This is a genomic window from Nocardioides sp. NPDC006303, from assembly GCF_040613175.1.
Lineage (GTDB): Bacteria > Actinomycetota > Actinomycetes > Propionibacteriales > Nocardioidaceae > Nocardioides.
The window spans coordinates 39,947-65,051 of the sequence record NZ_JBEXRR010000019.1 but is presented as its reverse complement, the minus strand read 5'-3'; the positions used below and the strand labels follow the sequence as shown (position 1 = coordinate 65,051).

At 67.4% G+C, this 25,105-nt stretch carries 20 protein-coding genes; 8 read left to right on the top strand and 12 right to left on the bottom strand.

The genetic code is table 11. The features are described 5' to 3' along the window. The first annotated feature begins 6 nt into the window (after positions 1 to 6). From ABZY89_RS16145 to ABZY89_RS16125, 5 genes are all read left to right on the top strand, one after another. On the top strand, positions 7 to 717 hold the full coding sequence (locus ABZY89_RS16145) for a molybdopterin-dependent oxidoreductase (RefSeq protein WP_355228750.1): 711 nt from the start codon (positions 7 to 9) through the stop codon (positions 715 to 717). Between the two features lie 55 nt (positions 718 to 772). Continuing rightward, a complete protein-coding gene (locus ABZY89_RS16140; protein WP_355228748.1) occupies positions 773 to 2,374 on the top strand; it encodes a DHA2 family efflux MFS transporter permease subunit in 1,602 nt (533 codons plus the stop codon). A gap of 77 nt (positions 2,375 to 2,451) precedes the next feature. Next, a complete protein-coding gene (locus ABZY89_RS16135) occupies positions 2,452 to 3,210 on the top strand; it encodes an endo alpha-1,4 polygalactosaminidase (protein WP_355228746.1) in 759 nt (252 codons plus the stop codon). A 58-nt stretch (positions 3,211 to 3,268) separates the two neighbouring features. Next, positions 3,269 to 3,835 carry a DUF4333 domain-containing protein gene (locus tag ABZY89_RS16130; RefSeq protein WP_355228744.1) on the top strand — a complete coding sequence of 189 codons (567 nt, stop codon included), beginning with the start codon at positions 3,269 to 3,271 and terminating at the stop codon, positions 3,833 to 3,835. A gap of 42 nt (positions 3,836 to 3,877) precedes the next feature. Further along, positions 3,878 to 4,222, top strand: a complete 345-nt coding sequence (locus ABZY89_RS16125; protein ID WP_355228742.1) for a hypothetical protein — start codon at positions 3,878 to 3,880, stop codon at positions 4,220 to 4,222. A gap of 209 nt (positions 4,223 to 4,431) precedes the next feature. On the opposite strand, the gene ABZY89_RS16120 is transcribed toward ABZY89_RS16125, so the two are convergent. From ABZY89_RS16120 to ABZY89_RS16105, 4 genes are all read right to left on the bottom strand, one after another. Continuing rightward, positions 4,432 to 4,800, bottom strand: a complete 369-nt coding sequence (locus ABZY89_RS16120; protein ID WP_355228740.1) for a hypothetical protein — start codon at positions 4,798 to 4,800, stop codon at positions 4,432 to 4,434. A 116-nt stretch (positions 4,801 to 4,916) separates the two neighbouring features. Then, positions 4,917 to 6,515, bottom strand: a complete 1,599-nt coding sequence (locus ABZY89_RS16115) for a hypothetical protein (protein ID WP_355228738.1) — start codon at positions 6,513 to 6,515, stop codon at positions 4,917 to 4,919. Continuing rightward, positions 6,515 to 6,949, bottom strand: a complete 435-nt coding sequence (locus ABZY89_RS16110; protein WP_355228736.1) for a hypothetical protein — start codon at positions 6,947 to 6,949, stop codon at positions 6,515 to 6,517. Before ABZY89_RS16110 ends, ABZY89_RS16115 begins: the two co-directional genes overlap by 1 nt. 287 nt (positions 6,950 to 7,236) lie before the next feature. Then, positions 7,237 to 8,055, bottom strand: a complete 819-nt coding sequence (locus ABZY89_RS16105; RefSeq protein ID WP_355228734.1) for a hypothetical protein — start codon at positions 8,053 to 8,055, stop codon at positions 7,237 to 7,239. A 632-nt stretch (positions 8,056 to 8,687) separates the two neighbouring features. Between ABZY89_RS16105 and ABZY89_RS16100 the strand changes: the two genes are divergently transcribed. Then, complete coding sequence (locus ABZY89_RS16100) at positions 8,688 to 9,302, top strand: hypothetical protein (RefSeq protein ID WP_355228732.1); 615 nt, start codon at positions 8,688 to 8,690, stop codon at positions 9,300 to 9,302. A gap of 16 nt (positions 9,303 to 9,318) precedes the next feature. Here ABZY89_RS16100 and ABZY89_RS16095 read toward each other — a convergent pair whose 3' ends face one another. The 3 genes from ABZY89_RS16095 to ABZY89_RS16085 all read right to left on the bottom strand — a co-directional run bounded on the left by ABZY89_RS16095 (position 9,319) and on the right by ABZY89_RS16085 (position 11,349). Continuing rightward, positions 9,319 to 9,699: a hypothetical protein gene (locus ABZY89_RS16095; RefSeq protein WP_355228730.1), complete on the bottom strand. Its 381-nt coding sequence runs from the start codon at positions 9,697 to 9,699 to the stop codon at positions 9,319 to 9,321. A 68-nt stretch (positions 9,700 to 9,767) separates the two neighbouring features. Then, a complete protein-coding gene (locus ABZY89_RS16090; protein ID WP_355228729.1) occupies positions 9,768 to 11,057 on the bottom strand; it encodes a cytochrome P450 in 1,290 nt (429 codons plus the stop codon). Further along, entirely contained in the window at positions 11,044 to 11,349 is a 306-nt protein-coding gene (locus tag ABZY89_RS16085; RefSeq protein WP_355228727.1) for a hypothetical protein, read from the bottom strand. Before ABZY89_RS16085 ends, ABZY89_RS16090 begins: the two co-directional genes overlap by 14 nt. A 164-nt stretch (positions 11,350 to 11,513) precedes the next feature. Between ABZY89_RS16085 and ABZY89_RS16080 the strand changes: the two genes are divergently transcribed. Next, positions 11,514 to 12,716 (top strand): histidine kinase, encoded by a 1,203-nt coding sequence (locus ABZY89_RS16080; RefSeq protein WP_355228725.1) that lies wholly within the window; start codon positions 11,514 to 11,516, stop codon positions 12,714 to 12,716. Further along, positions 12,713 to 13,390 carry a response regulator transcription factor gene (locus tag ABZY89_RS16075; RefSeq protein ID WP_355228723.1) on the top strand — a complete coding sequence of 226 codons (678 nt, stop codon included), beginning with the start codon at positions 12,713 to 12,715 and terminating at the stop codon, positions 13,388 to 13,390. The genes ABZY89_RS16080 and ABZY89_RS16075 overlap by 4 nt, the downstream gene beginning before the upstream one ends. Before the next feature lie 56 nt (positions 13,391 to 13,446). Here the strand turns inward: ABZY89_RS16075 and ABZY89_RS16070 are convergent, their stop codons facing one another. The 5 genes from ABZY89_RS16070 to ABZY89_RS16050 form a co-directional block, all read right to left on the bottom strand. Further along, positions 13,447 to 16,806, bottom strand: coding sequence for a carboxypeptidase regulatory-like domain-containing protein (locus tag ABZY89_RS16070; protein ID WP_355228721.1), 3,360 nt, complete (start codon positions 16,804 to 16,806; stop codon positions 13,447 to 13,449). Positions 16,807 to 17,032: 226 nt separating this feature from the next. Further along, positions 17,033 to 19,117, bottom strand: a complete 2,085-nt coding sequence (locus tag ABZY89_RS16065) for a DEAD/DEAH box helicase (RefSeq protein ID WP_355228718.1) — start codon at positions 19,115 to 19,117, stop codon at positions 17,033 to 17,035. Between the two features lie 27 nt (positions 19,118 to 19,144). Beyond that, entirely contained in the window at positions 19,145 to 20,773 is a 1,629-nt protein-coding gene (locus ABZY89_RS16060; RefSeq protein WP_355228716.1) for an ABC-F family ATP-binding cassette domain-containing protein, read from the bottom strand. Positions 20,774 to 21,176: 403 nt separating this feature from the next. Continuing rightward, positions 21,177 to 22,862: a M4 family metallopeptidase gene (locus ABZY89_RS16055; RefSeq protein ID WP_355228714.1), complete on the bottom strand. Its 1,686-nt coding sequence runs from the start codon at positions 22,860 to 22,862 to the stop codon at positions 21,177 to 21,179. A gap of 162 nt (positions 22,863 to 23,024) precedes the next feature. Further along, positions 23,025 to 24,977: a M13-type metalloendopeptidase gene (locus ABZY89_RS16050; RefSeq protein ID WP_355228712.1), complete on the bottom strand. Its 1,953-nt coding sequence runs from the start codon at positions 24,975 to 24,977 to the stop codon at positions 23,025 to 23,027. Positions 24,978 to 25,105 lie beyond the last annotated feature (128 nt).

Genomic DNA, 25,105 nt, shown 5'->3' with positions numbered 1-25,105 from the left:
GCTGACATGACCGAGACGACCCACCCAAGCGCCGCCCTGCCGCCCGGACAGCGGCGCATCGACTACTTCCCGCGCTTCGGCCGACGTGTCGACCAGCCCCCACCGACGGTGCCCGAACATCCGACGGTGGTGTTCGGCGGAGCGCTCACGACGCCGATCGAGATCGCCGTGGAAGAGCTCGTCGGCAAGGATCGTCGCGACCTCCACGCCGACTTCCACTGCGTCGCCGGATGGTCGGTGACCGGCCTTCAGTGGGAGGGCGTCGCCTTCGCCGAGGTCTATCAGCGCTACGTCGCACCCGCCCTCGCACCAGGCACGATCGTGACTCACGTCCGCGTGCGCGGCCTCGACGGCGAGCTCTTCGTGGCCGAGCTGGACGACCTCCTGGCCAACGACGTACTGCTCGCCGATCGGCTCGGTGGCCGGCCGCTCGACGGCGATCACGGCGCCCCGCTGCGACTGGTCAACCCGGCGCAGTACGGGTACGCCAACATCAAGCACGTGTGCCGCATCGACGTGCTCGCCGGAGCGCCGGCGGCAGGCTCACCGGCTCTGGTCGACCGGCTGCTGCAGTCCCACCCGCGGGCGCGGGTCTGGGAGGAGGAACGCCACGGGACGGTGCCCGGCTGGCTGATCCGCCCGGTCTACCGAGCGATCAAGACCGTCATGCTCGCCGCCGCTCGCCGCCGCAGGACCTCGGGTGAGCCAGGTCACTAGTCAAAAGTAAATAATGGCTAGGGGACCTATCAACCCACACGTAGGCTGTCAACCCGTGACAGACATCTCTGCCAAGAAGGCACCGGACGATCACCTCGACAAGAGCGTGCTCATCGTCGCGGGCGTCGTCGTACTCGGATCGATCATGTCGATCCTCGACATCACCGTTGTCTCCGTCGCCCTGGAGACCTTCCAGCGCGAGTTCGACGCGACCTCTGCCGAGGTCGCCTGGACGATGACCGGCTACACCCTCGCCCTGGCGACGGTGATCCCGCTGACTGGTTGGGCCGCCGACCGGTTCGGCACCAAACGCCTCTACATGACCGCGATCGTTCTCTTCGCGCTCGGCTCGGCGCTGTGCGCGCTGGCCACGACGCTGCCGATGCTGGTCGGCTTCCGCGTCCTGCAGGGCCTCGGCGGCGGCATGCTGATGCCGCTCGGCATGACGATCCTGACCCGCGCCGCCGGCCCCGAGCGGGTCGGTCGTGTGATGGCGATCCTGGGCGTACCCATGCTCCTCGGCCCGATCCTCGGCCCCATCATCGGTGGCGCGCTGATCGACTCGGCGTCGTGGCACTGGATCTTCCTGATCAACATCCCGATCGGTGTCGTCGCCCTGGTGTACGCCTGGCGGGCGCTGCCCAAGGACCACGTCGAGCCGTCGCAGTCCTTCGACTTCCTCGGCATGGTGCTGCTGTCCCCGGGGCTGGCGCTGTTCCTCTACGGCGTCTCCTCGATCCCCGAGGCGGGCACTCTGCTGGACACCAAGGTGCTCTCCTTCATGGTCGCGGGTCTGGTGCTGATCGCCGCGTTCATCCCGTGGGCGCTGTCGTCCCGCAACGACCACCCGCTGATCGACATCCGTCTCTTCGGCAACAAGGAGCTCACCGTCGCGGTGATCACCCTGTCGATCTTCGCGATGGCGTTCTTCGGGGCCTCGCTGCTCTTCCCGCTCTACTACCAGCAGGTACGCGGCGAGGACGCCCTCCACGCCGGTCTGCTGCTGGCTCCGCAGGGTCTGGGCGCGATGGTCACGATGCCGATCGCCGGCATGCTCGCGGACCGCACGGGCCCGGGCAAGGTCGTCCTCAGCGGTCTGACCACGATCGCGGTGGGCATGTTCATGTTCTCGCGGCTCGACGAGGCCACGCCCTACTGGTACCTCCTCCTGTCGCTGTTCGTCATGGGCCTCGGCATGGGCGCGACGATGATGCCGACCTTCGCCGCCGCCCAGGCGACGCTGCGCGAGCACACCATCGCCCGAGGTACGACTCTGGTGAACATCGTCCAGCAGGTCGCTGCCTCCGCCGGCACCGCGCTCTTCTCGGTGCTTCTCACCAACGCGCTGACCAGCAAGGAGTCGATCTCCACGGCGGATGACCTCGCCGACAAGCTCGGGGTTTCGACCGGCGGTCTGGAGTCGTTCATGGCCGACCCGGCCAACCAGCAGAAGGTCGGTGAGGCTGCCGCTTCGCTGGGTCTCGACCCGGCCAAGCTGCCCGAGGTCTTCAAGGCCATCCCGGTCGAGATGGCCGAGGCGTTCTCGACCACCTTCGTGATCGCCGCGATCCTGGTGCTGGTCACGCTCATCCCGGCGTGGTTCCTGCCCAAGAGCAAGGCCGAGCACGGAGCCGCCGCTCCGACGGTCCTCCACTGATCCGCTCACGTACGCAGGGCCGGGCTGCCACTGGCAGCCCGGCCCTCGTTCTACTACTTGTCGGCCTGTTCACCCTGGTGAGTTGCGGCTCCCCATCGGTCGCACTCCCACCGACCGAAGGCGTCTTCGACTACCAGCTCGGCGCTGCGGCGGATCAGCTGACCGACGGCACACCTCTCGATGTGGTCGTACGCGACGCCACCGCCACCCCGCTCGAGGACGCCTACAACGTCTGCTACGTCAACGGCTTCCAGACCCAGCCCGGCTCCGACTGGTCCGATCGCCCGTCCGCCCTGCTGCGCGACGCCTCCGGCGATCCCGTACGCGACCCCGACTGGCCCGACGAGATCATCCTCGACCCCTCCACCGCCTCTGCTCGCGCCTCGATCCTCGAGGTGGTCGGCCCAGTCATCGAAGGCTGCGCGGACGACGGCTTCGACGCCGTCGAGATCGACAACCTCGACACCTGGACCCGCTTCGACGCGATCTCGAAGGAGGGGGCGCTCGCCCTGGCCTCCGCCTATGTCACCGCCGCCCACGACCTCGGCCTGGCGATCGCCCAGAAGAACGCCGCCGAAGCCGCCCGCCCCGCCCACGACGACCTCGGCTTCGACTTCGCCGTCGTCGAGGAGTGCGGCGCCTACTCCGAATGCGCCGCCTACACCGACGTCTACGGCTCGCATGTGCTCCAGATCGAGTACCCCGACTCGCTAACCGAAGCCGACCTCTCCTTCGCCGACGTCTGCGCCGATCCCGCCCGCGCCCCGCTCACCATCCTCCGCGACCGCGACCTCGTGGAGCAGGACGACGCGACGTACGTCTTTGAGGTGTGTTGATCAGAGACAATTGCAAGCAAACGATCTCAAAGAGATTCGAACATGATTACATGACTGCATGACAGTAAAACGCGCCGTCTCGGGCGCATTCGCGGGCGCGGCGCTCTTGGCGGCGACAGCTGCATGCTCCATCTCCTTCAACGCTGGACCCTCCTTGGACAGAGCCGACGTCGAGCAGACGCTCGCCCAGGCGCTCGAGAAGGAGACCGGAACGAAGCCAGACAAGATCGAGTGCCCGGGCGACCTCGAGGGCGAGCTGGACACCACCATGGAGTGCACGCTGATCGACGACAGCGCTGAGTACGCCGTCAAGCTGACCGTCACGAAGGTCGACGGCCTCGACGTTCGCTTCGACTACAAGGTCGCCTCGACCACGAAGGACGGAAGCACGCCGGAGGTCACCGCCGAAGAGATCATGCTCGAGGAACGGGTCTCCAGCATCTTGGAGGAGGAGGTCGGCCAACGCCCCGACAGGATCGACTGTCCCGGCGATCTGGCCGGAAAGGTGGGCGAGACGATGAGGTGCACGCTCAGCGCCGGGACCGACGAGATCGGCCTCACGGTCACCGTCACCGAAGTCGAGGGAACCTCGATGAACTTCGACGTCGAAGTCGACGAAAGCTGAGCACGTCTGCCCACGCCAATCCCGGAACTGCTTCCGCAGATCGTGACGCTCAACGTGCCGGACCAGCCCTTCAGCTTCTTCGCCCAAGGGAACCAGATCATTGGCTGGTGGGACATCGCCAAGGTGACCAGCCTCTATCCAACACAGGCGACCCACGCTGACGAGTCCTACCGCTTGACCGTCACTCTCAACGAGCGGGACGGGACCTTCGACTACAACGAGGTCCGCACGTCCACCGAGTGGGAGACGGGCTTCACCGACGACGGCTTCAATCTCGGCGCGAGATGGAGTGGCACTCCGGCAAGCGCGTCGAGAAGTCCTGGAGCTTCCAGTGCGGCGGCCTTAACCGCTCCTCAATCGGCGGCGACGATCCCAGACGGGCATTGATCCAGTGGCCTACTCCTTCGAGACCAGTCGGATCAAGGACCCGCTCTTCGGCTGGCTCCAGTCTCACGGCTGGAACCACAAGGGTTTTCTAGGAAGGATTTCGCTCACTGACATCTGGCCGAGGAATTGCCATCAAGACCTCGCAACTCCAGACGCCGTCGGGTCCACGCGCCATGTGCGTTGCAATGCGGGAAGAGTCTCTATCGCCCTCAAAGGCTCGGCTTCTCCTTGAGCCCCTCTCGGGGGCTAACCGGGCCGTCGGGACCGCAGTCGGAGTAGGTGAGTGAGTGCTGCGCGGGTTCCGATGGGTCCAGGCAGATGAAGAAGGTGCTGCCTTCGCTCATACTCTTGGAACTGATCGTCTCTTTCCCGTAGAAGGTCTGATCGTCGATTTCATACTCGTAAACGACCCGGTAGCTGCTCCCGATGTCGGTCAGGTCAAGGACCTGAGCGCTATGAAGCTCGGTGAGATTGCTAGTGTCCGGGGCTTCGCGGTTGAAGACGAACATCACGACTCCGACGAAGATGGCGACCATCGCGGCAAGAAAGCCGACGCCGGCCAGGATCCATTTGAGCACACGCTTCTCCTATTCGATCAGCCGGAGGCTTGGTGTCATCGCAGATGTTAGTTCACGGTCAGAATCCACGTCGGTTGCCTGCGCCGCCCGGTCACCGCGTACATCGTCGCAGGGCATCACCGGGCCCCTGGCTGCGGTCTGGTGTGCGGATCGATGGCGACGAAGTCCTGGGTGTTCGCCGGCCGCACCCAAGTCTGCTGAGACGAAGTCGACTTGCTCCCCGCCTCTACCACGCCGATCTCTTGATCGCTTGTGGTGACCGTGGTGGCGCGCGCAACGACCTGCCCGTGATCCATAGCGATCTCTGCTGCGCGTGACATATCCCCACTGTCGAGGGCTTCCCGCATCTCGCCCCACATCGCGTTGGAGTCGTCCATCTTGAGCTCGACGTCAGCGCCGCCTCCCGAGCCTATGCCCGGGATGTTGAGGCCAAGCTTGTCGTTGGCAGCCGCACCGGTGAGTGCCCCAGAAAGAGTGACTTCCCTGGGGGAACCGTTGTCGCGGACTTTGACCTCACCGGCGAAGTCGGCGGAGCCACCGCTCTTCACGCCCGTATCGGGGTGACCGGCCATGCCGCTGACGGATGCCTCAACCTTGACCCCGTACTCGTTGTTCTTTTCGTCATACCAGCCCTCGGTCCGACCATCGACGCCCCCACTGGCATACGGAGTTTTGAACCCAAAGTCGCCCTCGCCGTAGAGGCCGACCCTGCTACTCGTGATGTTCTCCTTCTGGATGTACGCGCCGAGACCGATCGGTACCGGTCGCCCACCGACCATGCTGACGTCCTTGGCGGCATCATCGAGCCCGGCGAGGAACCGGTCGGCCTCGTCCTTGGAGTCGAACGTGATCTCGAAGTCGGTGAACCCGCCTACGCCTACGCCGCCCTCGACCCCTTCGCCTTTGCCCCTGAGGCCGACGCCGGTGTCGATATGCAGCGACATCCTCACCTGTCCGTTCTGCATGACCTTGTAGGTGGCTGCTCCACCGAAGTCAGCAGTGAAAGACTGGTAGACCGGGATGTGTCCCTCGAGGTAGGCCATGACTGTCTCGACGGCAATCTCGTTCCCCAACAACTCGACGATCTCCTCCGGGCTGAGTTCATCGAGGGACGGCGGAAGCTGAGAAGCGACCGCGTCGCCGATAGTCCCGCTTCCGCCACGGGTCTCCCCGCTGGTCGTCTTCGTCATCGAGTCGGCCAGGCCGACATCTGCCCACTCGGCGCGCTTGAGAGCCTGGTCGATGAGTTGGGCCAGGTCCTCCGCGCGAACCGCCTGTTCCCGCTCCACTTCGGCTACTCGAGCTTCGAGATCTGCCTTCCGTGAAACTGGGTCCAGTATGCGCGGATCAGGTGGCAGCTTCACCGTGGGAGGGGTGACCTCACCGGTGTGGTGGTTCACCGTGTAGCCCTCGCCTGCGGCCAGATCAAGGGCACCATGAAGGTCATCTTGGGCGCCCTTCACCTCCGTGCCGGTTTCCTTGGCCGTGACCGCCAGGTCTGCGACCTGCGCAGCGAGGTCGTTGAGGCGGATCCGCTTCTGGTCGTAATACTTCCAGGCGCTAGCGGCCGCAGGAGCCTTCCAAGACTCCGGGGGGCGGGAATCATGGATCTCATCCTGAAGTCGCAGCAGGATCGTGCGCTTGTCCATCAGATACTCAGCAAGGCTGTCGATCACCTTCGGCTGCCAGTCCAGCAACTCGGCTATGGTCACCATCAGTGGTCGCCGTCCATCCGCCCGGCGATTCGAGCCAGATTCCCTCTGACGGTATCGCCAGGACGGACGATCGCAGGCCCGCGATTGAACCCACTTCCCGGCGTCGGACCACCCGTCCAATGGTCACCGACAACGCTTACCGTTGTCTGCTGCCGACGGCCTTCGCTGCCGGCGTCATGATCGGTCGCCTCGTAATCGCGAGCCGCGCCCCGATAACCGTCGCTCTGCTGGGTTGCGCCGTCGCACCAATCCCCGAACCGGGCATCGAGGGCACTGATCAGAGGCGCCACCTGACTGGCGCTCGCTCCGCCTGGAAGGCCAGAAGAGATCTCGGCCATGCGATCACTGGGATTGGCGTTCTCGACCTGCTCGTTGGCCGCTTCCATGGCTGCAGCGGCCCTGCGCAGGTCTCTTGGACGTACATCGATCGTCATGGCGTACCCCCGAGTGCCACGTGGATGCATATCTTCTTTACCAACATTGGATGTTAGTCCAAGTCGTACTGCGCCGCATCACAAGGCAGGCCCTGCTCAGTCGCGCGCGTCCAGAGCCCGCAAGGGGATTGAGGTTGGCCAGCCCGCCTCCAGGCTATGGGAACCACGTGCTCCACGAAGGCGCTCGATAAGCCGCTGCTGACGCTGCGAGGGGCAGCCTCAGCAGGCCGTGCCAACGGCCCTGTCCGTAGTTCGATCGTCGTATCAGAGCCGTTGGTTGTGATGCGCTACTCGGCGTCTTGCTGCGACTTGCGTTGCTTCCACTCGTCACCGATGACGGTCGGGGAGGCGTTGTAGTTGGGGTCGGTCCAGTCGTCGGTGTAGTCGGCCTGCCAGTCTTGGTCCTGGCCGTTCGCCTTGTCGTCCCTCTTGCCGCCACGGCCGCCGGCAGCTCCAGCGCGTCCTGCGCGGCTGCCGGCACTTGCAGGACCACCTCTTCCGCCACGTCCGCCAGCACCTGCACCGCGGGCGCCTCCCCCAGTGCCTCGCGCCCCAGCACTCGCACCGCGACCTGCGCCGCCTCCAGTGCCTGCGCGGGCACCAGCCGCTCCAGCCCTGGCAGCGGCCGACCGGGACGTAGCGCCGGCAGTTGCTGCCTTCGCAGACGCACCAGCGGAGAGCTTGCTGGCGATCGCCTTGGCCACTCCGGCACCGAGCAGGGCTCCGCCGCCGGCGATCGCGAGGGCGGACATCCCGCCCGTGCCGCCAGCGAGCGGCGCTAGGCCGTCAGCCGTCTCGACCATCGCGTACGAGGTCGCGGGAGCGGGAGTGCCGTCGGCGTTGATCCACTCGGTGCCGTTCCACTCGGGCTTGTTCTCGGCCTTGTGCGCCTCGATGTCGGCCTTCTCCTGAGCGATCAACTCGTGGCCCCAACCGTCAGCGTAGAGAGTGCCGGAGTTGTACTTCGCCGCGCGCGCCTGGGCGGCCGCGACCTGACTCGCTGACCCGGGCGCGCCCGAGGTGCCGGGAGGAACGGGATCAGAACCGCTGCCGTCGTCATAGAGGGCCCTGACCTTCGGCTCCGCCTCGTCGATCGAAGTGTCCACGTCCTGTACGTGTTGTGCAGCGATCCGCTCTGCCTCGGCGATCGCAGCCTCTCGGGCCGCGTGGGCGGAGCGAGCATCCTGGAGGGCCTTCTGGTTTGCTGCTGCCTTCGTTGCGTCGACACCTGTTCCAGACTGAGCGTATTTCGGGTCGGAGGCGTCTGGCGGAGCGCCATGGGAAGCGGGCAGGGTTGCCTCGAGACGAGCGTGTTCGCGGATTGCCGTAGACATCTTGCCGCGCACATCCTCCAGCGCGGCCACAGCCTTCTTGAGAGTGTCAGCCTTCTCAGTCGTCTTGTCCCCCGACGCCACCATGCTCTGGCGGGCGGCCTGACCCGACATCGACGCAGCCGAGAATCCCTCCTCCGCCGCCTTACCACTCTGATCAAGGGTGTGACCAGACGCACGGAACCTCGTATCGGCGTTACCCCACTGTTCGATCAACCTGTCGATGGCTGCGATGTCTGCACCCTTGACGTAGTCGCCCAGTCTTTGCATCCAAGGTCCGCGTACCGACATGTCGATCCCTCCCGAGCGACTGAATTTCCGGGCGCTGATGCCCCGCCAGCCCCATTGAACAGCATGACGGTTGCGGGCGCCACGCACCTACGGTAGTTGCTCTAGAGTGCGATCCCATGAAGACGTCTCGGGCGATTACCGCCACCCTGACACTTACCGTCGCTCTGGCCGTCACCGGTTGTTCCTCGGACAACACCCCGACGAAGGATCCATCCACTCCGGGTGCAACGAGCACAGAGACCGGCACTGCGACGCCTTCAGCGTCAAATGAACCTGAGGTGCCCTCGGACTGGCAAACGGCGTCCGTGGGCGCGGCACAACTGCAGGTTCCCTCAGACTGGAGGGTGACCTCAGATGGCGACGACTCGCAAACGATTCGAGCACCGAAGGACGCGATCGGGATCTCGCCCGGATTCGGCAACCTCCAGGCCAATGTGTACCGCAACGACGGCACGGAGGGCGAGCTTGAGGAACTCGCAGATCTCCATGAGAAGGACCTGAGCAAGGACCTGGCAAAACTTAAGCGTCTGCCCAACGAGACGATCAATGGCTCCCTTTTCTTCCACTTCCTGGGTGAGACGGAGAACAAGTGGCAGGACGTCTACGGAACCCTCGCGCCCGAGGCCGGCGACCAGGTCACCGTGACCTGGGACTTCAACAAGGCCGACATAGACCGCAAGGGCTCAGAGGCGTTGATCACCCAGATCATGCCGACGTACAAAGTCCTATAAATTGATTTGAGACCCATCAGATAAACGGGATCTTGCCGCCAAACTCTTTGTTGAAGATCACGAGCGGGTTGCTCATCAGGGCAAGCGCGTCGGCCATCTTCTTCGCAACGATCGCGGCGCCCTCGTCGGTTGCAGCGATGTCGTGCATGGCGTCGTCGACCGCACTGGCGTACTTCTCCAAGCCCTGCACCGTGTCCCGCTTGGCCTCTTTGATGTTCTGATGCCCTTTGACCACGGCATTTGCGAGCCATTCGCCCTTTGCAGAACCACCAAAGGCCGCGATGGCCGGCGCTGCGCCGAGTTCGAGACTCTCGACTTTCGACTTCTGTTCCTCGAGGTCGCGGCGAACTCGGTTCAGAGTGTCGTACTTGACGCTGAGCTCGTTGCCATCGCCCATGATTCGCCCTCCCGAGGCTTCCGTACGCACCCCCGGCGGGTGCCTCAGTAGGAGTAGTACATCACGGCTCACAGGGCGACGGGCAGGGATGCGTAGCCGCGGAGGATGCGGGTGGGGCGGCGTACGGCTTGGCCTGTGACGCGCAGGGTGGGGAAGCGCTCGAACAGCATGCGGAGGCCTACGCGGGTCTCGAGGCGCGCGAGGCTGGCGCCGAGGCAGAAGTGGGCGCCGGCGGAGAAGGAGAGGTGCTGGTCGGCGTTGGGTCGGGTGATGTCGTACGTGTCGGGGTCCTCGAACACCGACGGGTCGCGGTTGGCGCCGCCGAGGACGACGGCGACAGCGGTGCCTTTGGCGACGTCCACGCCCGCGACGCTCGTCGCGGCATAGGCCTCGCGGACGGTGGCCATGACCGGCGGGTCCCAGCGCAGGGTCTCCTCGATGACGCCGTCGATGAGCGACGGGTCCGCCAACACAAGGGAGCGCTGGTCCGGGTGGGCGTCCAAGGCGGCGACCGCGTTACCGAGCAGGTTGACAGTGGTCTCGAAGCCGGCCGCCAGGAGCAGGAGACCGAGGGCGTGGAGCTCGATGTCGTCGAGGTCGCCGGCGATCACTAGGGCGCTGAGGAGGTCGTCGCCGGGGTCGGAGCGGAGGCGGCGTACGTGGTCCTCGAACCAGTGGTGCAGGGACCTCATCGCGGTCTCGACCTCGGCGTAGTCGCGCCACGACAACCCCGGATCGAGGATGGCGGCGGCCTGGTCGCCCCAGCGCAGGATGTCGGCGCGATCCGCGGCGGGCACCCCCAACAGCTCGGCGATGACAGCGATCGGGAGCTTCGCGGCGTACTCCTCGATGATGTCGACGCGCCCCTCGCGCGGGTCGATCTCGTCGAGCAGGTCACCGGCGACCGCGGTGACCATCTCGGCCATCGAGCTGATCCGGCGGGCGGTGAACGCCTTCGAGACGTGCTTGCGGTAGCGGGTGTGCAGCGGTGGGTCGACGGCGAGCATCGACGGTGGGTCGACCGGACCCAAGGCGTCGGGCGCGCTCACCTTGCCGAGCAGCCACCGAAGCGGCACGGGCAGCTCGCCTTGGCCGTCACCGACGCCGAAGTCGCTGCTGCGCAGGATCTCGTTCGCGGCGGCGTACGACACCGTGCCGGCCATGAACGGGTTGATGTGGATCGGGCCGCGGGCTCGCAGGCGGCCGTAGTCCGGCATGTCCCGCGACCACATCAGTTCGGCAAGTGGGTCGCCGCGCCTCGACGCGAGGCTCAGCACCGCTCGGTTGATGCCCTGGGAGAGAGCCCAGCGGGCGTACGACCTCGGCCTTTCGATCAGTGACTGTTCAAGCCGAGGCATCGGCCAACTCCTCGCGGAACTCGTGGGTGCCGATCCGGCCCATCAGCGGCGCCAGGTCGGCCAGCAGATCGGCGAAGGTCGCCTCGTACTCCTCCTGCGACAGCGTCGGGTCGAGCTGCGCCTGGAACCGGATCCGCCACCGGTGCCGGAGGGCCTGAGCCAGACGCTCCGGGGTGCCGAAGGCCTCGGCGTGGGCCGGTGACCACGGAAGCCGGCGCGCGAAGCCGGATCGCAGCTCCGCCTCGGCCTCGTTCAGCAGCCGGTAGCGCTCATGGGTCTGGGTCCACGTCATCGTCCTCACCGTCTCCGTTGTCGTCGCGATGGTTCGACGCTACGGATCGGCCACGCCTCGGCGCATCGGCCGCTGGCAGGTACCTGCGTTCCTACCGTGGTAGGAGAGCCGCCGCCTGCCGTGGTCGGATGCGACACGAGTCACGCGTTTCTAGACTGAACGGCATGAGTGTCCAGGACTCGGCTCGCGATGTGCGTGACTTCCTGGAACGGCGCTGCCGCAGCAAGGGTCTCGACATCCCCTGGTGGGCGCCGCTGCTGTCGGCCTTCGGGCTCCTCGCGATGGTCACCGTGGCGGTGCTCCAGCGCGAGGCCGCCGGCGACATGGTCGTCGCCGGCCTGGTCATCGTCGTCCCGTCGCTGAGCATCTTCTTCATCCCGAACACCGGTGAGTGGCTCAAGAACCACATGTGGGCGGTCGACCTCGTGCCGACCCTGGCCGGGTCGGCCTGGCTGATGTCGCAGCCCGCCTCCGCGTTCTGGCCACAGCACGACTTCGCGCCGGCGGTGCTGGTCCCGCTCACTCTCGAGATGGTCGTCCGCGAAGGCTTCCGGACCGGGACCCTCTACGCGATCGCCTCGGCCGTGGTGATGGGGATCTTCGCCTCCGACACACCCAGCGGCGTCGGCGTCCACTTCCTGCTGCTCTTCGTCGGCTGGATCCTCGGGCTGCTGATCCTCGCCCAGATGCGGGCGCTGCGGGCCGAACGGCAGGCGCGTTCGCAGGAGCACGCCCGCGCGACCGAGGCCGAGCGCATCCGGATCGCCCGCGAGATCCACGACCTGGTGGGGCATTCGCTCTCGATCACCCTGCTGCACCTGACCGCGGCGCGACGCTCCGTCGCCGAGGGCGACGAACCGGACGAGGCGGTGTCCGCGCTCACTGAGGCGGAGGCGGTCGGGCGCCGGGCGATGGCCGAGATCCGGCGTACGATCGGGGCGCTGTCCACCGCCGGCACCGGCACCGCGCCGCTTCCCGGCGCCGCGGACGTGGTCCGGCTGGTGGAGGAGGGCCGCAGCGCGGGCCAGGCGATCACGTTCTCGTCCTCCGGCGACCTCTCCCGCATCGACGCCGGGGTCGGGCTGGGCATCTACCGGATCCTGCAGGAGTCGCTCGCCAACGCCATCCGGCACGCTCCCGGCGCACCGGTCTCGGTCTCGTTGGCGGTCGCCGACGGCGTACGTCTTTCCGTGCAGAACCCGCTCGTCGGCACGAGGCGCGGGGTCGGCGAGGGGTCCGGGCTGGCCGGCATGGCGGCCCGCGCCGAGCAGCTCCGCGGCCGGTTGTCGGCGGGCGCCGAGGAGTCGATGTGGAAGGTTGACCTGGTGATCCCATCGCACTGTCTCGTACGCAAGGCCCTCGCATGACGCCGGTCAATGGCTCCTCGCCGATCCGGGTGATCGTGGTCGACGACCAGGAGCTCGTACGCAGCGGCCTGCGCCGCATCCTGCGGCGGCGCGACGGGCTGGAGATCGTCGCCGAGTGCGGCGACGGCTCCGAGGTGGTCGCGGCGCTCGAGGCCAGCCCGGCCGATGTCGTGGTCATGGATCTTCGGATGCGGCAGGTCGACGGGATCACCGCCACCGGCCTCGTGCGGGCGCTGCCGTCGGCGCCGCCGGTGCTGGTGCTGACCACGTTCGACGAGGACGAGCTCGTCTCCGGAGCCCTCCGTGCTGGCGCCGCCGGCTTCATCCTCAAGGACTCGCCCGCCGAGGAGCTGGTCATGGCCGTACGCTCCGTCGCTCTCGGCGACGCCTGGCTCGACCCCGCCATCACCGGCCGCGTCCTGGCCACCTACCGCTCCGCCGTCGCACCGGCGTCGAGCGCCGTCGAGGTCTCCGAGCTCACCGACCGTGAGCTCGAGGTCCTCCGCGGCCTCGCCTCCGGCTGGACCAACTCCGAGATCGCCGAACGGCTCGTCATCTCCGAGCTCACCGTCAAGTCCCACATCGGCCGCATCTTCGCCAAGCTCGACCTCCGCGACCGCGCCGCCGCGATCGTCTTCGCGTACGACCACGGCATCGTCCGGCCGGCGAGCTGACAAAACGCGTGATGCCAGGGGCGCCCGAGCGCACCCCTGGCATCACCTGACGGACTTCAGTGGAGCGGGTCCTCGACCAGCACTACGTAGGTAGCGGTGGTGTAGCCCGGCTTGGTGAGCGTCACCACCAACCGAAGCGAGCTGTTCTTCCAAGCTCCGAGCAGTTCGAGCGACCGATCGGTGCCGACTTCCTCGTAGACCGGCGTGCTCTGACCGGTCTCCTTCTGGCGGATCTGCCACGAGTACGCGACGTCCGCACCGTCCGGCGCGGTGAACTCGGCACGGACGGTCTCGGTGATCCAAACGTTTCCGCTGATCACAGGGGCGTCGACCGCTGGGAACACACCCTCGACGACCACACCGGACGGCGCCGAGACGGCCTCGCCATGCTCCCAGGTCGATTTGATCGCGGTCACCTCCACGGAGATCTTGGCGTTGAGGTCGTCGGCACCAAGCGCGTAGGTCTCCTCCGTGGCTCCGGCGATGCGGGCGCCGTCGCGCAGCCATTGGAAGGTGAACGTTGCACCGTCGGCGTTCCATACCCCCGGATACGCAGTGAGCGTCTCCCCGACCTGCGGCGTACCGCTCACGATCGGCGCCTGGGCATTCACCAGCGGACCGTGCGAAACCACGTCTGTCGCTTCGGAGGCCGCCGACCCGGAGACGTAGCCCGTCTTCTCCGCCGTCACCAGCACGCTGAGAACGTGTCCGGCGTCCGCTTCACCGATGGCGTACGTCGTCTCGACCGCACCTTCGATCGGCTCACCGTCACGCTGCCACTGGTAGCTCACCGAGACGCCGTCGACATCCCAATCGCCGCCGGTGGCCGTCAGCGTCTCCCCGACGAGGGCCGCACCCGACACCACCGGAGGCGCGAGGGAGGTGATCGCAGGTGGCTGCTTCTCTTCGATGACGAGATTGCGAGTCACCGCTCCGGAGTCGTCCGCCGCGATCGTGAACTCGTCGGAGTGCGCGGGAAGGTGCACGTCGTCCCACAGGTCGATGGCCACCCGGTAGGTCCCCGGCTCCAACGCCGGGCTGCTGTAGTGGCCGTCGCTGTCGGTGAAGGCGTACGTCACCATGCCCCACTCTCCGCCGGCGGCGTCGTCGAAGAACTGCTGGACCTGGACCTCGCCCCACTCGACCGGGCTGCCGTCGGCGAGCGTCACCCGGCCTGCCACGGTGGCGCCCGCGCTCAGCTCTGCGTCGGCCGTGCTGGTCTCACGGACGTCGACCACGACATCATCGGCCCCCTCGAAGGAGGACTTGTCGGAGAACCACTCGCTACGATGGCCGTCGTTGCTGGCGAAGCGGAGGCGGTAGGTGCCCGCGGGAACGCCGCGGATCTTGTAGCTGCCGTCGGAGTAGTCGGTGTAGCCGCTGCGCACGTAGTCCTCGGTGTCAGCGGTGTAGACCTCGACATATCCATCGCCGATCGGTTCGCCGTCGGCACCGGTCAGGACGCCGCTGATCAGACCTCCTGTGGACACCCGTAGGTCGGCGGTGGCGGGAGCACCGTCCACCACGTCGACGTACTTGTAGCGCTCTTCGGCATACAGATAGTCGCCATCGACGTTGAAGTTGACCTCGTACTGTCCAGCCTTCAGGCCTGGGAAGGAGTAGGTGCCGTCCTCGCCCGAGGTGGCGGAGCCGATCCAGCTCCATTGGTCCGCGCGGTAGACGTCGATGGAGACGCCGGCGACCGGTTGCCCCGCCTCGTCGGTCACTGTGCCGATGATCGACCCGCCGCCCGTACTCGGCGCCAGGGCGGCGGTGACCGGTCCTGCCTCGCCGGCGATCACGTCGGTGGCTTCGTCGATAGAGGCAGCGTCTGAGTAGAACTCCTTGGTCCAGCCCGTGCCCGAGAACGCGACGCGGTAGGTTCCGCCGGGTTTCAAGCCACGGAAGGCGAAGCGCCCGCTGTCGTCGGTGGAGACGTCTGTGACCGCGCTCCAATCGCCTGAGGGCTGGTACAGGATGACGCGGATGTCATCGAGCGGATCGCCAGCCTCATTTGTCACCGTTCCGGAGATGGTCTCGCCCATGGACAGAGCGGCATCGATGCCGCTCGTCGTCTCGGGGCCGACCACGACATCGGCGGCTTGCTCGCGGGTGGCGACGTCGTCGTAGTACTCACCGAGGAAGCCCTGCTCTGCCGCCTCGAACCCGACCTTGTAGGTGCCCTCGGCGAGGTTCAGCCGATAGGTCCCATCAGCTGCCGTGCTGGCGCCCCGGGCTCGCTCCCACTCCTGCGACTCGTCGTTGAAGGACCAGGCGCTGGCGTACGCATTCTCGATCGGGGTTCCATCAGCCGCCGTGACCCGACCGGTGATCTGACCGTAGGCCGACATCACCGCGTTGATGCCAGACGTCTCGCTCAGCCCGACGCTGATCGTCCGGCCGGCGTCGACCGTGGCCGCAGCGTCGTAATAGACGGGTCTGACTGTGGCAGGTTCGGTGAGATCGTCGTAATTGACCTGCGAGAAGCCGAAGCGGTAGTCGCCAGTAGGAACATAGAGAACGTAGTCGCCGCTCTGGTCGGTGACGACTCGGTGGGAGGGGCGATCCTCCCAGTATTCGCCGTCCTGCAGGGTGTAGGCGGTCACGGTGATGCCGTCCAGCGGCTCACCAGAAGTGCGCTCAACGTGCCCTGTCACGGTGCCGTGCGGCGCCTCGGCCAACTCACGATCGACCCCGGTCACGGTCGTGCCGCGCACGATGACCTGCTCGGCGTACGTCTCCGTCTCCCACCGAACAGACTCGTTGCGAAGGCCGGGGCTGCCCTCGCCACCGCTACGGTCAGAAGTGTTGAACACGATGCGGTAGGTGTCAGCGGGCACGCGGAGCTCGTAGGTGCCATCGCTCTTTGTCTTGCCGGCGCCGATGACGTTGTCCAGCCACCCGCCCTGCTCGGAATAGGTCCTGGCCTCGAGCCTGATCCCGGCGAGCGGGCCCACGCCAGCACCGGTCACTGTCCCGGTGATGACGCTGTTGGCCACGAGCTCGAAGTCCGCCGTCAAGGGCCCGCCGACGACGACGAGGTCGGTGCCGCCATCGTTCGGCCGCTCAGCGTCGGACCCGAAGACCGCGTCGGGGTAGTCGCTGCTCGCCGGTCGGACCCAGAGGCGATAGGTGCCGGCAGCCAACGGCAGGTCGTACGAGCCGTCCGTTGCAGTCTTGGCAGCGATGTCGTTCCAGCGGTCGTCGTAGCACGGCGCCCAGTAGCCCTCTTCCAGGCAGAAGGCCATCACGGTCGCGTCGGCGATGCCGGCGCCGGTGTCAGCATCCACGACACGGCCAGTGATCCCTGGCCCGTCGAGAGCAGCAGCCGGTGAGGCTCCGCCCAGCAGGGCCAGCGCGCCAGCGGCCAGCAGCACGGCCAGCGAACCGGCCAGTGCTCGAAGAATCGTTCTCATGTATGTCTCTCACTACCCACGTCGCGTGCGCGGACAGCAAGCCATGCGCCGAGACACTACGGACCTGCCCTCCCGCAGAGGCCGGCCGCGCCGACAGGGCGGGATCAGTGTGGGATAAGTAAAACCACAAGAAAGTAAAGGCAGCCACTCAACGAAGCAACAATCCCGCCGAATGACTGGGCAGCGCCGTGACCTCTCGGCCAGCGCGAGTGACGCCTCGGCTGGGTCAGGTGGTGGTCGCGAGGACGAGGGGGTGGACGGTGGCGGCGCCGGCGTCGAGGAGGGCTCGAGCGGCGAGGGTAACGGTCCAGCCGGTGGCGATACGGTCGTCGATGAGGAGTACGTCGGTGCCGGGCGGGACATCGGCGCGGAGCGAGAAGCGGCGGCCGATGGCGGCGACGCGCTGGGCGGAGTTGGAGGCGCCCTGGCCAGGGCCGACGTCGGGGTCGACGATGGCCCACGAGCCGAGGACGGGGACGCGGAGATAGCGCGAGAGGCCTTCGGCGAAGTCGCGGGTCAGGGTGGGACGGGCCGACGACTCGACGTAGACGATGCCGCCGACCCGTGGACGCCAGTCGCCGAGGACCTCGACGACTGCCTTCACCAGCGGCACCGGGACCGGGCCGTCCTGCGCGGGTTCGCGGAAGAGGTCGCGCAGCGCCTGGCCGTAGCCGAGGTCGGTCAGTCGCGCGACCGCGCGCCCCTCGAGGGGTCCGTCCTTGATCTTGCCCTTGAGCGAGATGCCGAGCCGGTCGAGGCCGGTGGGCCACATCTTCTTCGGTTCCACGACCACTCCGGGACGAGACAGCCGGGCCGAAGCCTCCTCGACCGCACCCTCGGAGACCGACGACGTCACCGCGAAGCCACCGCAGTTGTCGCACCGACCGCAGTCGACGGCACCGGGGTCGTCGAGCTGCTCACGCAGGTACCGCATCCGGCACTTGTCGGTCGAGATGTAGGCGAGCATCGCGTCCTGCTCGCGGCGCCGGGCCTCGGCGACCCGCGCGTACCGCTCCGCGTCGTAGTCCCACGGGACACCGGTCGCCTCCCAGCCACCGCCGACCCGGCGGGCGGCGCCGTCGACGTCGAGCACCTTGAGCATCTGCTCCAGGCGTGATCGCGACAGGTCGACGTACGTCTCCAACGCCTGTGTCGACAGAGCCCGGCCCGCCTCCGACAGGACCCCGAGGGTCTGGCGCACCTGCTCCTCGCGTGGGAACGCCAACGAGGCGAAGTAGGCCCAGATGTCGCGGTCCTCGACGCCCGGGAGGAGCACGACGGAGGCGTCGGAGGTGCCACGCCCAGCACGGCCGACCTGCTGGTAGTAGGAGACGGGCGAGGAGGGCGCGCCCATGTTGACCACGAACCCGAGGGTCGCGTCGAAGCCCATCCCGAGCGCCGAGGTGGCCACCAGCGCCTTGATCTTCCCTGCGGCCAGCGACTCCTCCAGGTCGGCCCGCTCGGCCGCCTCCGTGCGCCCGGAGTAGGCGGCGACGTCGTGGCCGCGTGAGCGCAGATAGTCGGCGATCTCCTCGGTCGCGGCCACTGTCAGGCAGTAGACGATGCCCGAGCCGGGCTGCTCGGAGAGGTGGTCGGAGAGCCAGGCCAGCCGCTGCTCGGGGGTCTTCAACGTGACCACCCCGAGCCGCAGCGACTCCCGATCCAGCGAGCCGCGCAGGACCAGGACGTTCTCACCCATCTGCTCGGCGACGTCCGAGGTCACCCGCTCGTTGGCCGTCGCCGTCGTCGCGAGCACCGGGATCCCGGTGGGAAGATCGGCCAGCAGCGTACGGATCCGGCGGTAGTCGGGCCGGAAGTCGTGCCCCCAGTCGGAGATGCAGTGGGCCTCGTCGACCACCAGCAGGCCGCACTCGGCAGCCAGCCGAGGTAGCACCGCATCGCGGAACTTCGGGTTGTTGAGCCGCTCGGGGGAGACCAGCAGGACATCCACCTCACCGGCGTGGATGGCCTCCTCGATCGCGACCCAGTCCTCGGGGTTGGTCGAGTTGATCGTCACCGCCCGGATCCCGGCCCGCCGCGCCGCCGCGATCTGGTTGCGCATCAGCGCGAGCAGCGGCGAGACGATCACGGTCGGCCCGAGACCGGCCTCACGCAGCAGCAGCGTCGCCACGAAGTAGACCGCCGACTTCCCCCAACCGGTCTTCTGCACGACCAGCGCCCGGCGACGCTCGACGGCAAGCGCCGAGATCGCCGACCACTGGTCCTCGCGCAGAGCCGCATCCGGACGCCCCACCAGGGCGCGCAGATGCGCCTCGGCACGGGCACGTACGTCGGTGGCCGGATCAGTCATGACCACAGGTCTACCAGGGACCACCGACTACTTTCCCAGCGCCAACGTCGGCCAGTCGGCGAGGTCAGCCAGCATCTGGCGGTCGTGCGTGGCCACCACGACCGCGGCGGGCGTCGCGCGCAACGCGGCCGTCAGCTCGTCGACCAGCCCGGCCGAGAGATGGTTGGTCGGCTCGTCCAGGATCAGCAGTTGCGGGAGCGAGGCCAGCCGCAGCGCCAACTCGAGCCGCCGCTGCTGCCCTTGGGAGAGCCGCGCGGCAGGCGTACGCCGCGCCTCGGCGTCCACCAGCCCGGTCGACCGGAGCGACGGGATCTCCCGCTCCGCCACCACCCCGGCGGCGACCAGGTGGCCACAGTGCTGGGAGTACACGTCCGCCGCCGTCAGACCCGGCGTCCACTCGGGCTCCTCCTGACCGACGAGCGCGACCCGCGCCCCCGACGCTGTCCACACCGACCCCTCGGACGGAGGGAGTACGCCGCCCAGAACCTGCAGCAACGTCGACTTGCCCGCCCCGTTCGGACCGGTGACGACGAGCCGCTCGCCACCGTCGAGGGCGAACGAGACGGGTCCGGACAACCGGCCGGGCACACGTACGCCTTCACAGCGCAGCAGCGTGCTCCCGGCATCCGAGGAGAGCTCGGGGAACCGCAACGACATCGGCGGCTCCGGCACGGAGATGCGGTGCGCCTCGAGCGCCGCGAGGTCCCGGTTGAACGAACGCACGAGACCGGGCGCCCGGGTCTGGCGCTGGTGCTTCCCAGTGCCCTTCGGCGGGCGCCAGCCGGTGCTCAGCCTGTCCCGCGCCGCCGAGACCGAGTCCTGCAGCCTACGGTGTTCCTCCTGCTGAGCCGCGTAGTCCTGCTCCCAGCGCTCCCGGTCGCGGCGACGGCCCTCCTGCCAGCCCTGGTAGCCACCGGCGTACGTCCGGGGCCGGCCGTCCTCGCTCGGGTCCAGGTCGAGGAACTCCTCGCCGACCTCTCGCAGCAACGCGCGGTCGTGCGAGACGAGCACGACGCCGCCGGCATGAGTCCGGACCTGCTCGGTCAGGAACGCCAGCCCCGACGCGTCGAGATGGTTGGTCGGCTCGTCCAGCACGAGGAGATCGTGGTGCGCCCCGAGCAGACAGGCCAGCCGCACCCGGTAGCGCTGGCCGACCGACAGCGTCGCCAACTCTCGCCCGTGATCGGTGCACGCACCGAGCGCCTCCAGGGCGATCTGGACCCGGCGGTCGGCGTCCCAGGCGTCCAGCGTGGTCGCATGCTCCAGCGCGGCGGCGTACGTCCCGCCGGAGTCCGTCGGGTCGTCCGACAAGGCCGCGGCAGCCTCATCGAGCGCGAGGAGCGCGGAGTGCGACTCGGCCAGAGCGGCGGAGGTGAGCGTGCCGACGGTGTCCCCAGGACGTACATCGAGGGCTTGCTGCGCAAGACCGAGGCTGCCGTGCCGCTGAACCCGGCCGGAGTCGGGTTCGAGCAGCCCGGCGAGGACGTGGAGCAGCGTTGTCTTGCCCCGGCCGTTCTCACCGACGATGGCCAACCGGGACCGGTTGGCAGCAGAGACGGTGAGGGAGACGCCGCGCAGAACAGGGCGACCGCCGCGGGTGACGGAGATGTCCTCGGCGCGCAGATGGGCAGAGGTGTGGTGGGTCTGTACAGACACGAAAGTGAACTTCCAGCTCGCATACGGGAGCCGGGAAAGCGAGAGCAGCTACCCGGCAGACGGCCGGACAGCGGCGTGAGTATGCCTCGCAGCGCCGCCGTCAGGCGGCGGGGCGCAGGCGCATGTAGGCGATACCGGAGTACATGCCTCCAGGGTAGACAGCGAGGACCCGTCCACGCGAACCGTTATTCACCGGAGAGAGCAAAACAACGCCGAGCCGGCGCTGTTGGTCCTCCCCCACGGGGACCCGCAGAACCGGCCCGGCATCTCCAGTATGCGTGCAATCACCGCACTGGCATAACCACACGCCCGAATTCGTACTTTAGTTACCCAAAGCGGTCGACGACGCCCTCTTTGAAGGTACGACGCCGTCGGACCGGCTTCTGGTGGCGGTGTGATCAGGTCAGCTCACGGAGACCGCGGTCCACGCCGCCTCGACGGCCGTGACCTCGGGGCTGGAGGCACCGTAGAGGTCCGAGGCCGCCTTCACCGTCGCGTCGCGCGCGCCGGCGTAGTCGGTGGTCGAGGTGAAGTAGGTCGAGTTGGCCCGGAACCAGATCTGCTCCGCCTTGTCGCGACCGATCCCGGCGATCGTCGAGCCGTCACAGGTCGTGCTCGAGTGCTCGACCCCACCGATCGCCTTCGTGCCCGAGCCCTCGGAGAGCAGGTAGAAGAAGTGGTTGCCGACGCCGCTGGAGTAGTGGACGTCGAGGTCACCGGTCGAGGACGACCAGCAGTTGACCGAGTTGCCGTCGAAGGACGGGTTGTCCATCCGGCGCAGCGGGTCGCCGCCGTCGAGGATGAAGGACTCACCGATCAGGTAGTCGCCCTGGTCCTCGGCGTTGCCGGCGTAGAACTCGACCGCCGTGCCGAAGATGTCCGAGGTCGACTCGTTGAGGCCACCGGACTCACCGGAGTACTCCAGGCCCGAGGTGTTCTCGGTGACACCGTGGGTCATCTCGTGGCCCGCGACGTCCAGCGAGACCAGCGGTCCGTAGCCGACACCGTCGCCGTCGCCGTACGTCATCTTCTCGCCGTCCCAGAAGGCGTTGACGTAGTCGGTGCCGTAGTGGACCCGGTTGTAGGAGCCCGAGCCGTCGCCGAAGATGCCGTCGCGGGCGTGGACGTTCTTGAAGTAGTCCCAGGTGACGTTGGTGCCGTACTGCGCGTCGGCCGCCGCGGTCGCCCGGTCGTCGTTGGAGCCGTTGCCGAAGGTCGTGGTCGGGCTGGTGACCACCGTCCCGGCCGCGCAGCCGAACCCGAGGAGCTGGCACAGCAGGCTGTCCTCGGCGTTGTTCATGTCGGTCGTGTAGGTGCCGCCACGGGTCTCGTCACGCAGCTCGTACGTCGAGCCGTTCTGCTTCACCTGCAGCGGGACGGTCCCGGAGTAGAGGGTGTTGCCCTCGCCGTCGACGGTGTGGATGCCCTCGACCCGACGCAGCACCTTGCCGGTCTCCGCGTCGACGTAGGACGCCAGGCGCGAGGGGGTGCCGTCGGCCTGCTTGCCCTTGGTGGTGACCCGCCACGCCAGTGTCGGGGTGCCGTCGACCGCGTCGACGACGAGCTCGGGCGCGTACTTCTTGTCGGCCTGGAGCTTGGTGATCGTCTTGGTGACGGCGTCCAGTGTCAACGCGGCCTTGGTGGCCGCGGCCCCGGTGACGGCCGGCTTCACCGAGAGGTCGAGCACCTTGGTCAGCCCCTGGGAGACCGAGGTCAGGGTGCCGGCCTTGCTCTGGTGGGCGACCAGGTCGCCGCCGACGACCTCGAGACCCTCGTACGTCCGGTTCATCCGAACGTGGGTGGCGCCGTTGGTGTCCTTCAGGGTCACCACGGGCTCGAGCTCCTGGCCCGCGCCGACCTTCCAGGTCGACGGCTTGCTCGTCAGCGCGCGGATCGCCTTGTCCGCGATCGACTCGTCGTCGATGACCTTCTGGGCGGCCAGGCCCGTCTGCGTGATGCTCGTCGGCGTGATGGTGGAGGCGGAGTCGGCAGGGGTGGCGCCGGCTGGGCTTCCGAAGGAGGCGATGAAGGCGGTTCCTGCAACGGCGGCTGCGGTGGTGGCACCAGCCGCTCGAACGAATCTACGCATGGGGGTTCTCCTCGAGATCAGGACCAGGATCGGACCGGATCCTTCCACCCGAATCGGGTGTGCGACCGAACAAATTCCTGCAATGCAGCTTTATGAAGCGGTCGCCCCGCGTAACTCGTTTACGTCGTTATCAAATATTAACCGAACGCACCCGGGGGCATGTCACCAGATGCGCACTCGGTCCTCCGGATCGAGCCACAGTCCGTCGCCCGGAGCAGTGCCGAAAACCTCGTGGAACTCGTCCAGGTTCCGGGCGATGTTGGCACGGAACTCCGGCGGGCTGTGCGGGTCGATCGTGAGGTACTGCTGCGCCTGCTCCTTGCGTCGCACCGTACGCCACACGTAGGCCCAGTTGAGGAAGAGCCGCTGCCGGTCGCCGACGCCCGCGGAACCGTCGGTCGCGAGCATGTAGGCGGTGTGCGCGATCGTCAGGCCGCCCAGGTCGCCGATGTTCTCGCCGACGGTCAGCGCACCGTTGACGAACTCACCCGGCAGGTCCCGCGGCGAGAGCGCCGAATACTGCTCGATGAGCGCCTTGGTCTTCACCTCGAAGGCCGCCTTGTCCTCTGGCGACCACCAGTCCTGCATGTTGCCGTCGCCGTCGAACTGGGCACCCTGGTCGTCGAAGCCGTGCCCGACCTCGTGGCCGATCACCGCGCCGATGCCCCCGTAGTTCTCTGCCGGGTGCGCGTCCTTGTCGAAGAACGGGCGCTGCAGGATCCCGGCCGGGAAGCAGATCTCGTTGGTGCCGGGGTTGTAGTAGGCATTGACCGTCTGCGGCAGCATGAACCACTCTTCACGGTCCACCGGGCTGCCGAGCTTGCCGAGCTGCCGGTCGGTCTCGAAGACCGAGGCGGCCGAGACGTTGCCGATCAGGTCGTCCTTGGAGATGGTCAGCGCCGAGTAGTCGCGCCACTTCGACGGGTAGCCGATCTTCGGCGTGAACTTGTCGAGCTTCTCGTACGCCTTCTCCTTGGTCTCCTCGCCCATCCAGTCGAGCTCGGAGATCGACTTGCGATAGGCCTCGAGGAGGTTGTGGACGAGCTCGTCCATCTGCGCCTTCGCCTCGGGCGGGAAGTGACGCGCGGCGTACTCCTTGCCGACCGCCTCACCGATCGCACCCTCCACGATCGCAACCCCGCGCTTCCAGCGTTCGCGCAGCTCAGGCGTGCCGTTGAGGGTGCGCCCGTAGAAGTCGAAGTTGGTCTCGACGAAGTCGTCGGTCAGGTAGGGCGCCGCCCAGCGGAGCACGTGGAAGTAGAGCCACAGCTTCCAGTCGTCGATGTCGACCTCGCCGAGCACGGTCGAGAGGTGCGAGAAGAACGACGGCTGCCGAACGACCACCTCACCGAGCACCGCCTCGGTGGTCAGCTTCGAGCCGGAGAGGTTGCGGACGTACGCATCCCAGTTGAAGTTGGGGGCGAGCTCGCGCAGCTCGGCGAGGGTCAGCAGGTTGTAGGTCTTCTGCTTGTCGCGGGTCTCCTCGCGCGCCCAGTGGCCCTCGGCCAGGCGGGTGTCGATCCGGATGATCGTCTCGGCGGCCGCACGCGGGTCGGGGTGCTCGGCGAGCTCGTAGAGGCGGGTCAGGTAGTCGGCGTACTTCCCCAGCACCTCGGCGAACTTCTCGTCGAAGTAGTAGTCCTTGTCGGGCAGCCCGAGGCCGCCCTGGAGCAGGTTGAAGATGTAGCGGTCGGACTGCTTGTCGTCGTTGTCGACGTAGGACCCGAACAGCCCGTGACCGCCGATCCGCTCGACCTCGCCCAGGAACGCCGCCAGGTCGTCCGCGTCGCGGAGCCCGTCCACGGCAGCCCTCAGGCCATCAAGAGGACGTACGCCGCGCGCGGCCACACCTTCCACGTCCATGAAGCTCGCGAAGAGGTCGCCGATCTTTTGGGCGTCGCTGCCCGGCTCGCCACCCGAGGCCGCGAGCTCCTCGATGATCGCGCGCACGTCCTTCTCGGCCTGGTCGGCCAGCATCACGAACGGCCCCCAGCTCGACCGGTCGGACGGAATCTCGACCTCCCGGAGCCAGGTGCCGTTGACGAACCCGAACAGGTCGTCCTGCGGCCGAATACTGTCGTCCATGCCCGGGCGGGCGTCATCGAGGATCGTCACGCCCCCCAGCGTAGATGCGAGGTCCCAAGCAGGTCAGCAACAACCCCGCACATGCGGGGAAGTTGCACGGTCTTGGGCACGGGTTGGACGCAAGAACCCCGCACGTGCGGGGTTCTTGTCTCCCACGC

Bases quoted from the DNA above. Each gene is read 5' to 3' on its own strand.
- ABZY89_RS16100 (WP_355228732.1), top strand. From the start codon at position 8,688: ATGAAGACGTCTCGGGCGATTACCGCCACCCTGACACTTACCGTCGCT.
- ABZY89_RS16115 (WP_355228738.1), bottom strand. From the start codon at position 6,515: ATGGTGACCATAGCCGAGTTGCTGGACTGGCAGCCGAAGGTGATCGAC.
- ABZY89_RS16090 (WP_355228729.1), bottom strand. From the start codon at position 11,057: ATGCCTCGGCTTGAACAGTCACTGATCGAAAGGCCGAGGTCGTACGCC.
- ABZY89_RS16075 (WP_355228723.1), top strand. From the start codon at position 12,713: ATGACGCCGGTCAATGGCTCCTCGCCGATCCGGGTGATCGTGGTCGAC.
- ABZY89_RS16145 (WP_355228750.1), top strand. From the start codon at position 7: ATGACCGAGACGACCCACCCAAGCGCCGCCCTGCCGCCCGGACAGCGG.
- ABZY89_RS16110 (WP_355228736.1), bottom strand. From the start codon at position 6,949: ATGACGATCGATGTACGTCCAAGAGACCTGCGCAGGGCCGCTGCAGCC.
- ABZY89_RS16065 (WP_355228718.1), bottom strand. From the start codon at position 19,117: ATGACTGATCCGGCCACCGACGTACGTGCCCGTGCCGAGGCGCATCTG.
- ABZY89_RS16130 (WP_355228744.1), top strand. From the start codon at position 3,269: ATGACAGTAAAACGCGCCGTCTCGGGCGCATTCGCGGGCGCGGCGCTC.
- ABZY89_RS16055 (WP_355228714.1), bottom strand. From the start codon at position 22,862: ATGCGTAGATTCGTTCGAGCGGCTGGTGCCACCACCGCAGCCGCCGTT.
- ABZY89_RS16080 (WP_355228725.1), top strand. From the start codon at position 11,514: ATGAGTGTCCAGGACTCGGCTCGCGATGTGCGTGACTTCCTGGAACGG.
- ABZY89_RS16085 (WP_355228727.1), bottom strand. From the start codon at position 11,349: ATGACGTGGACCCAGACCCATGAGCGCTACCGGCTGCTGAACGAGGCC.
- ABZY89_RS16095 (WP_355228730.1), bottom strand. From the start codon at position 9,699: ATGGGCGATGGCAACGAGCTCAGCGTCAAGTACGACACTCTGAACCGA.
- ABZY89_RS16070 (WP_355228721.1), bottom strand. From the start codon at position 16,806: ATGAGAACGATTCTTCGAGCACTGGCCGGTTCGCTGGCCGTGCTGCTG.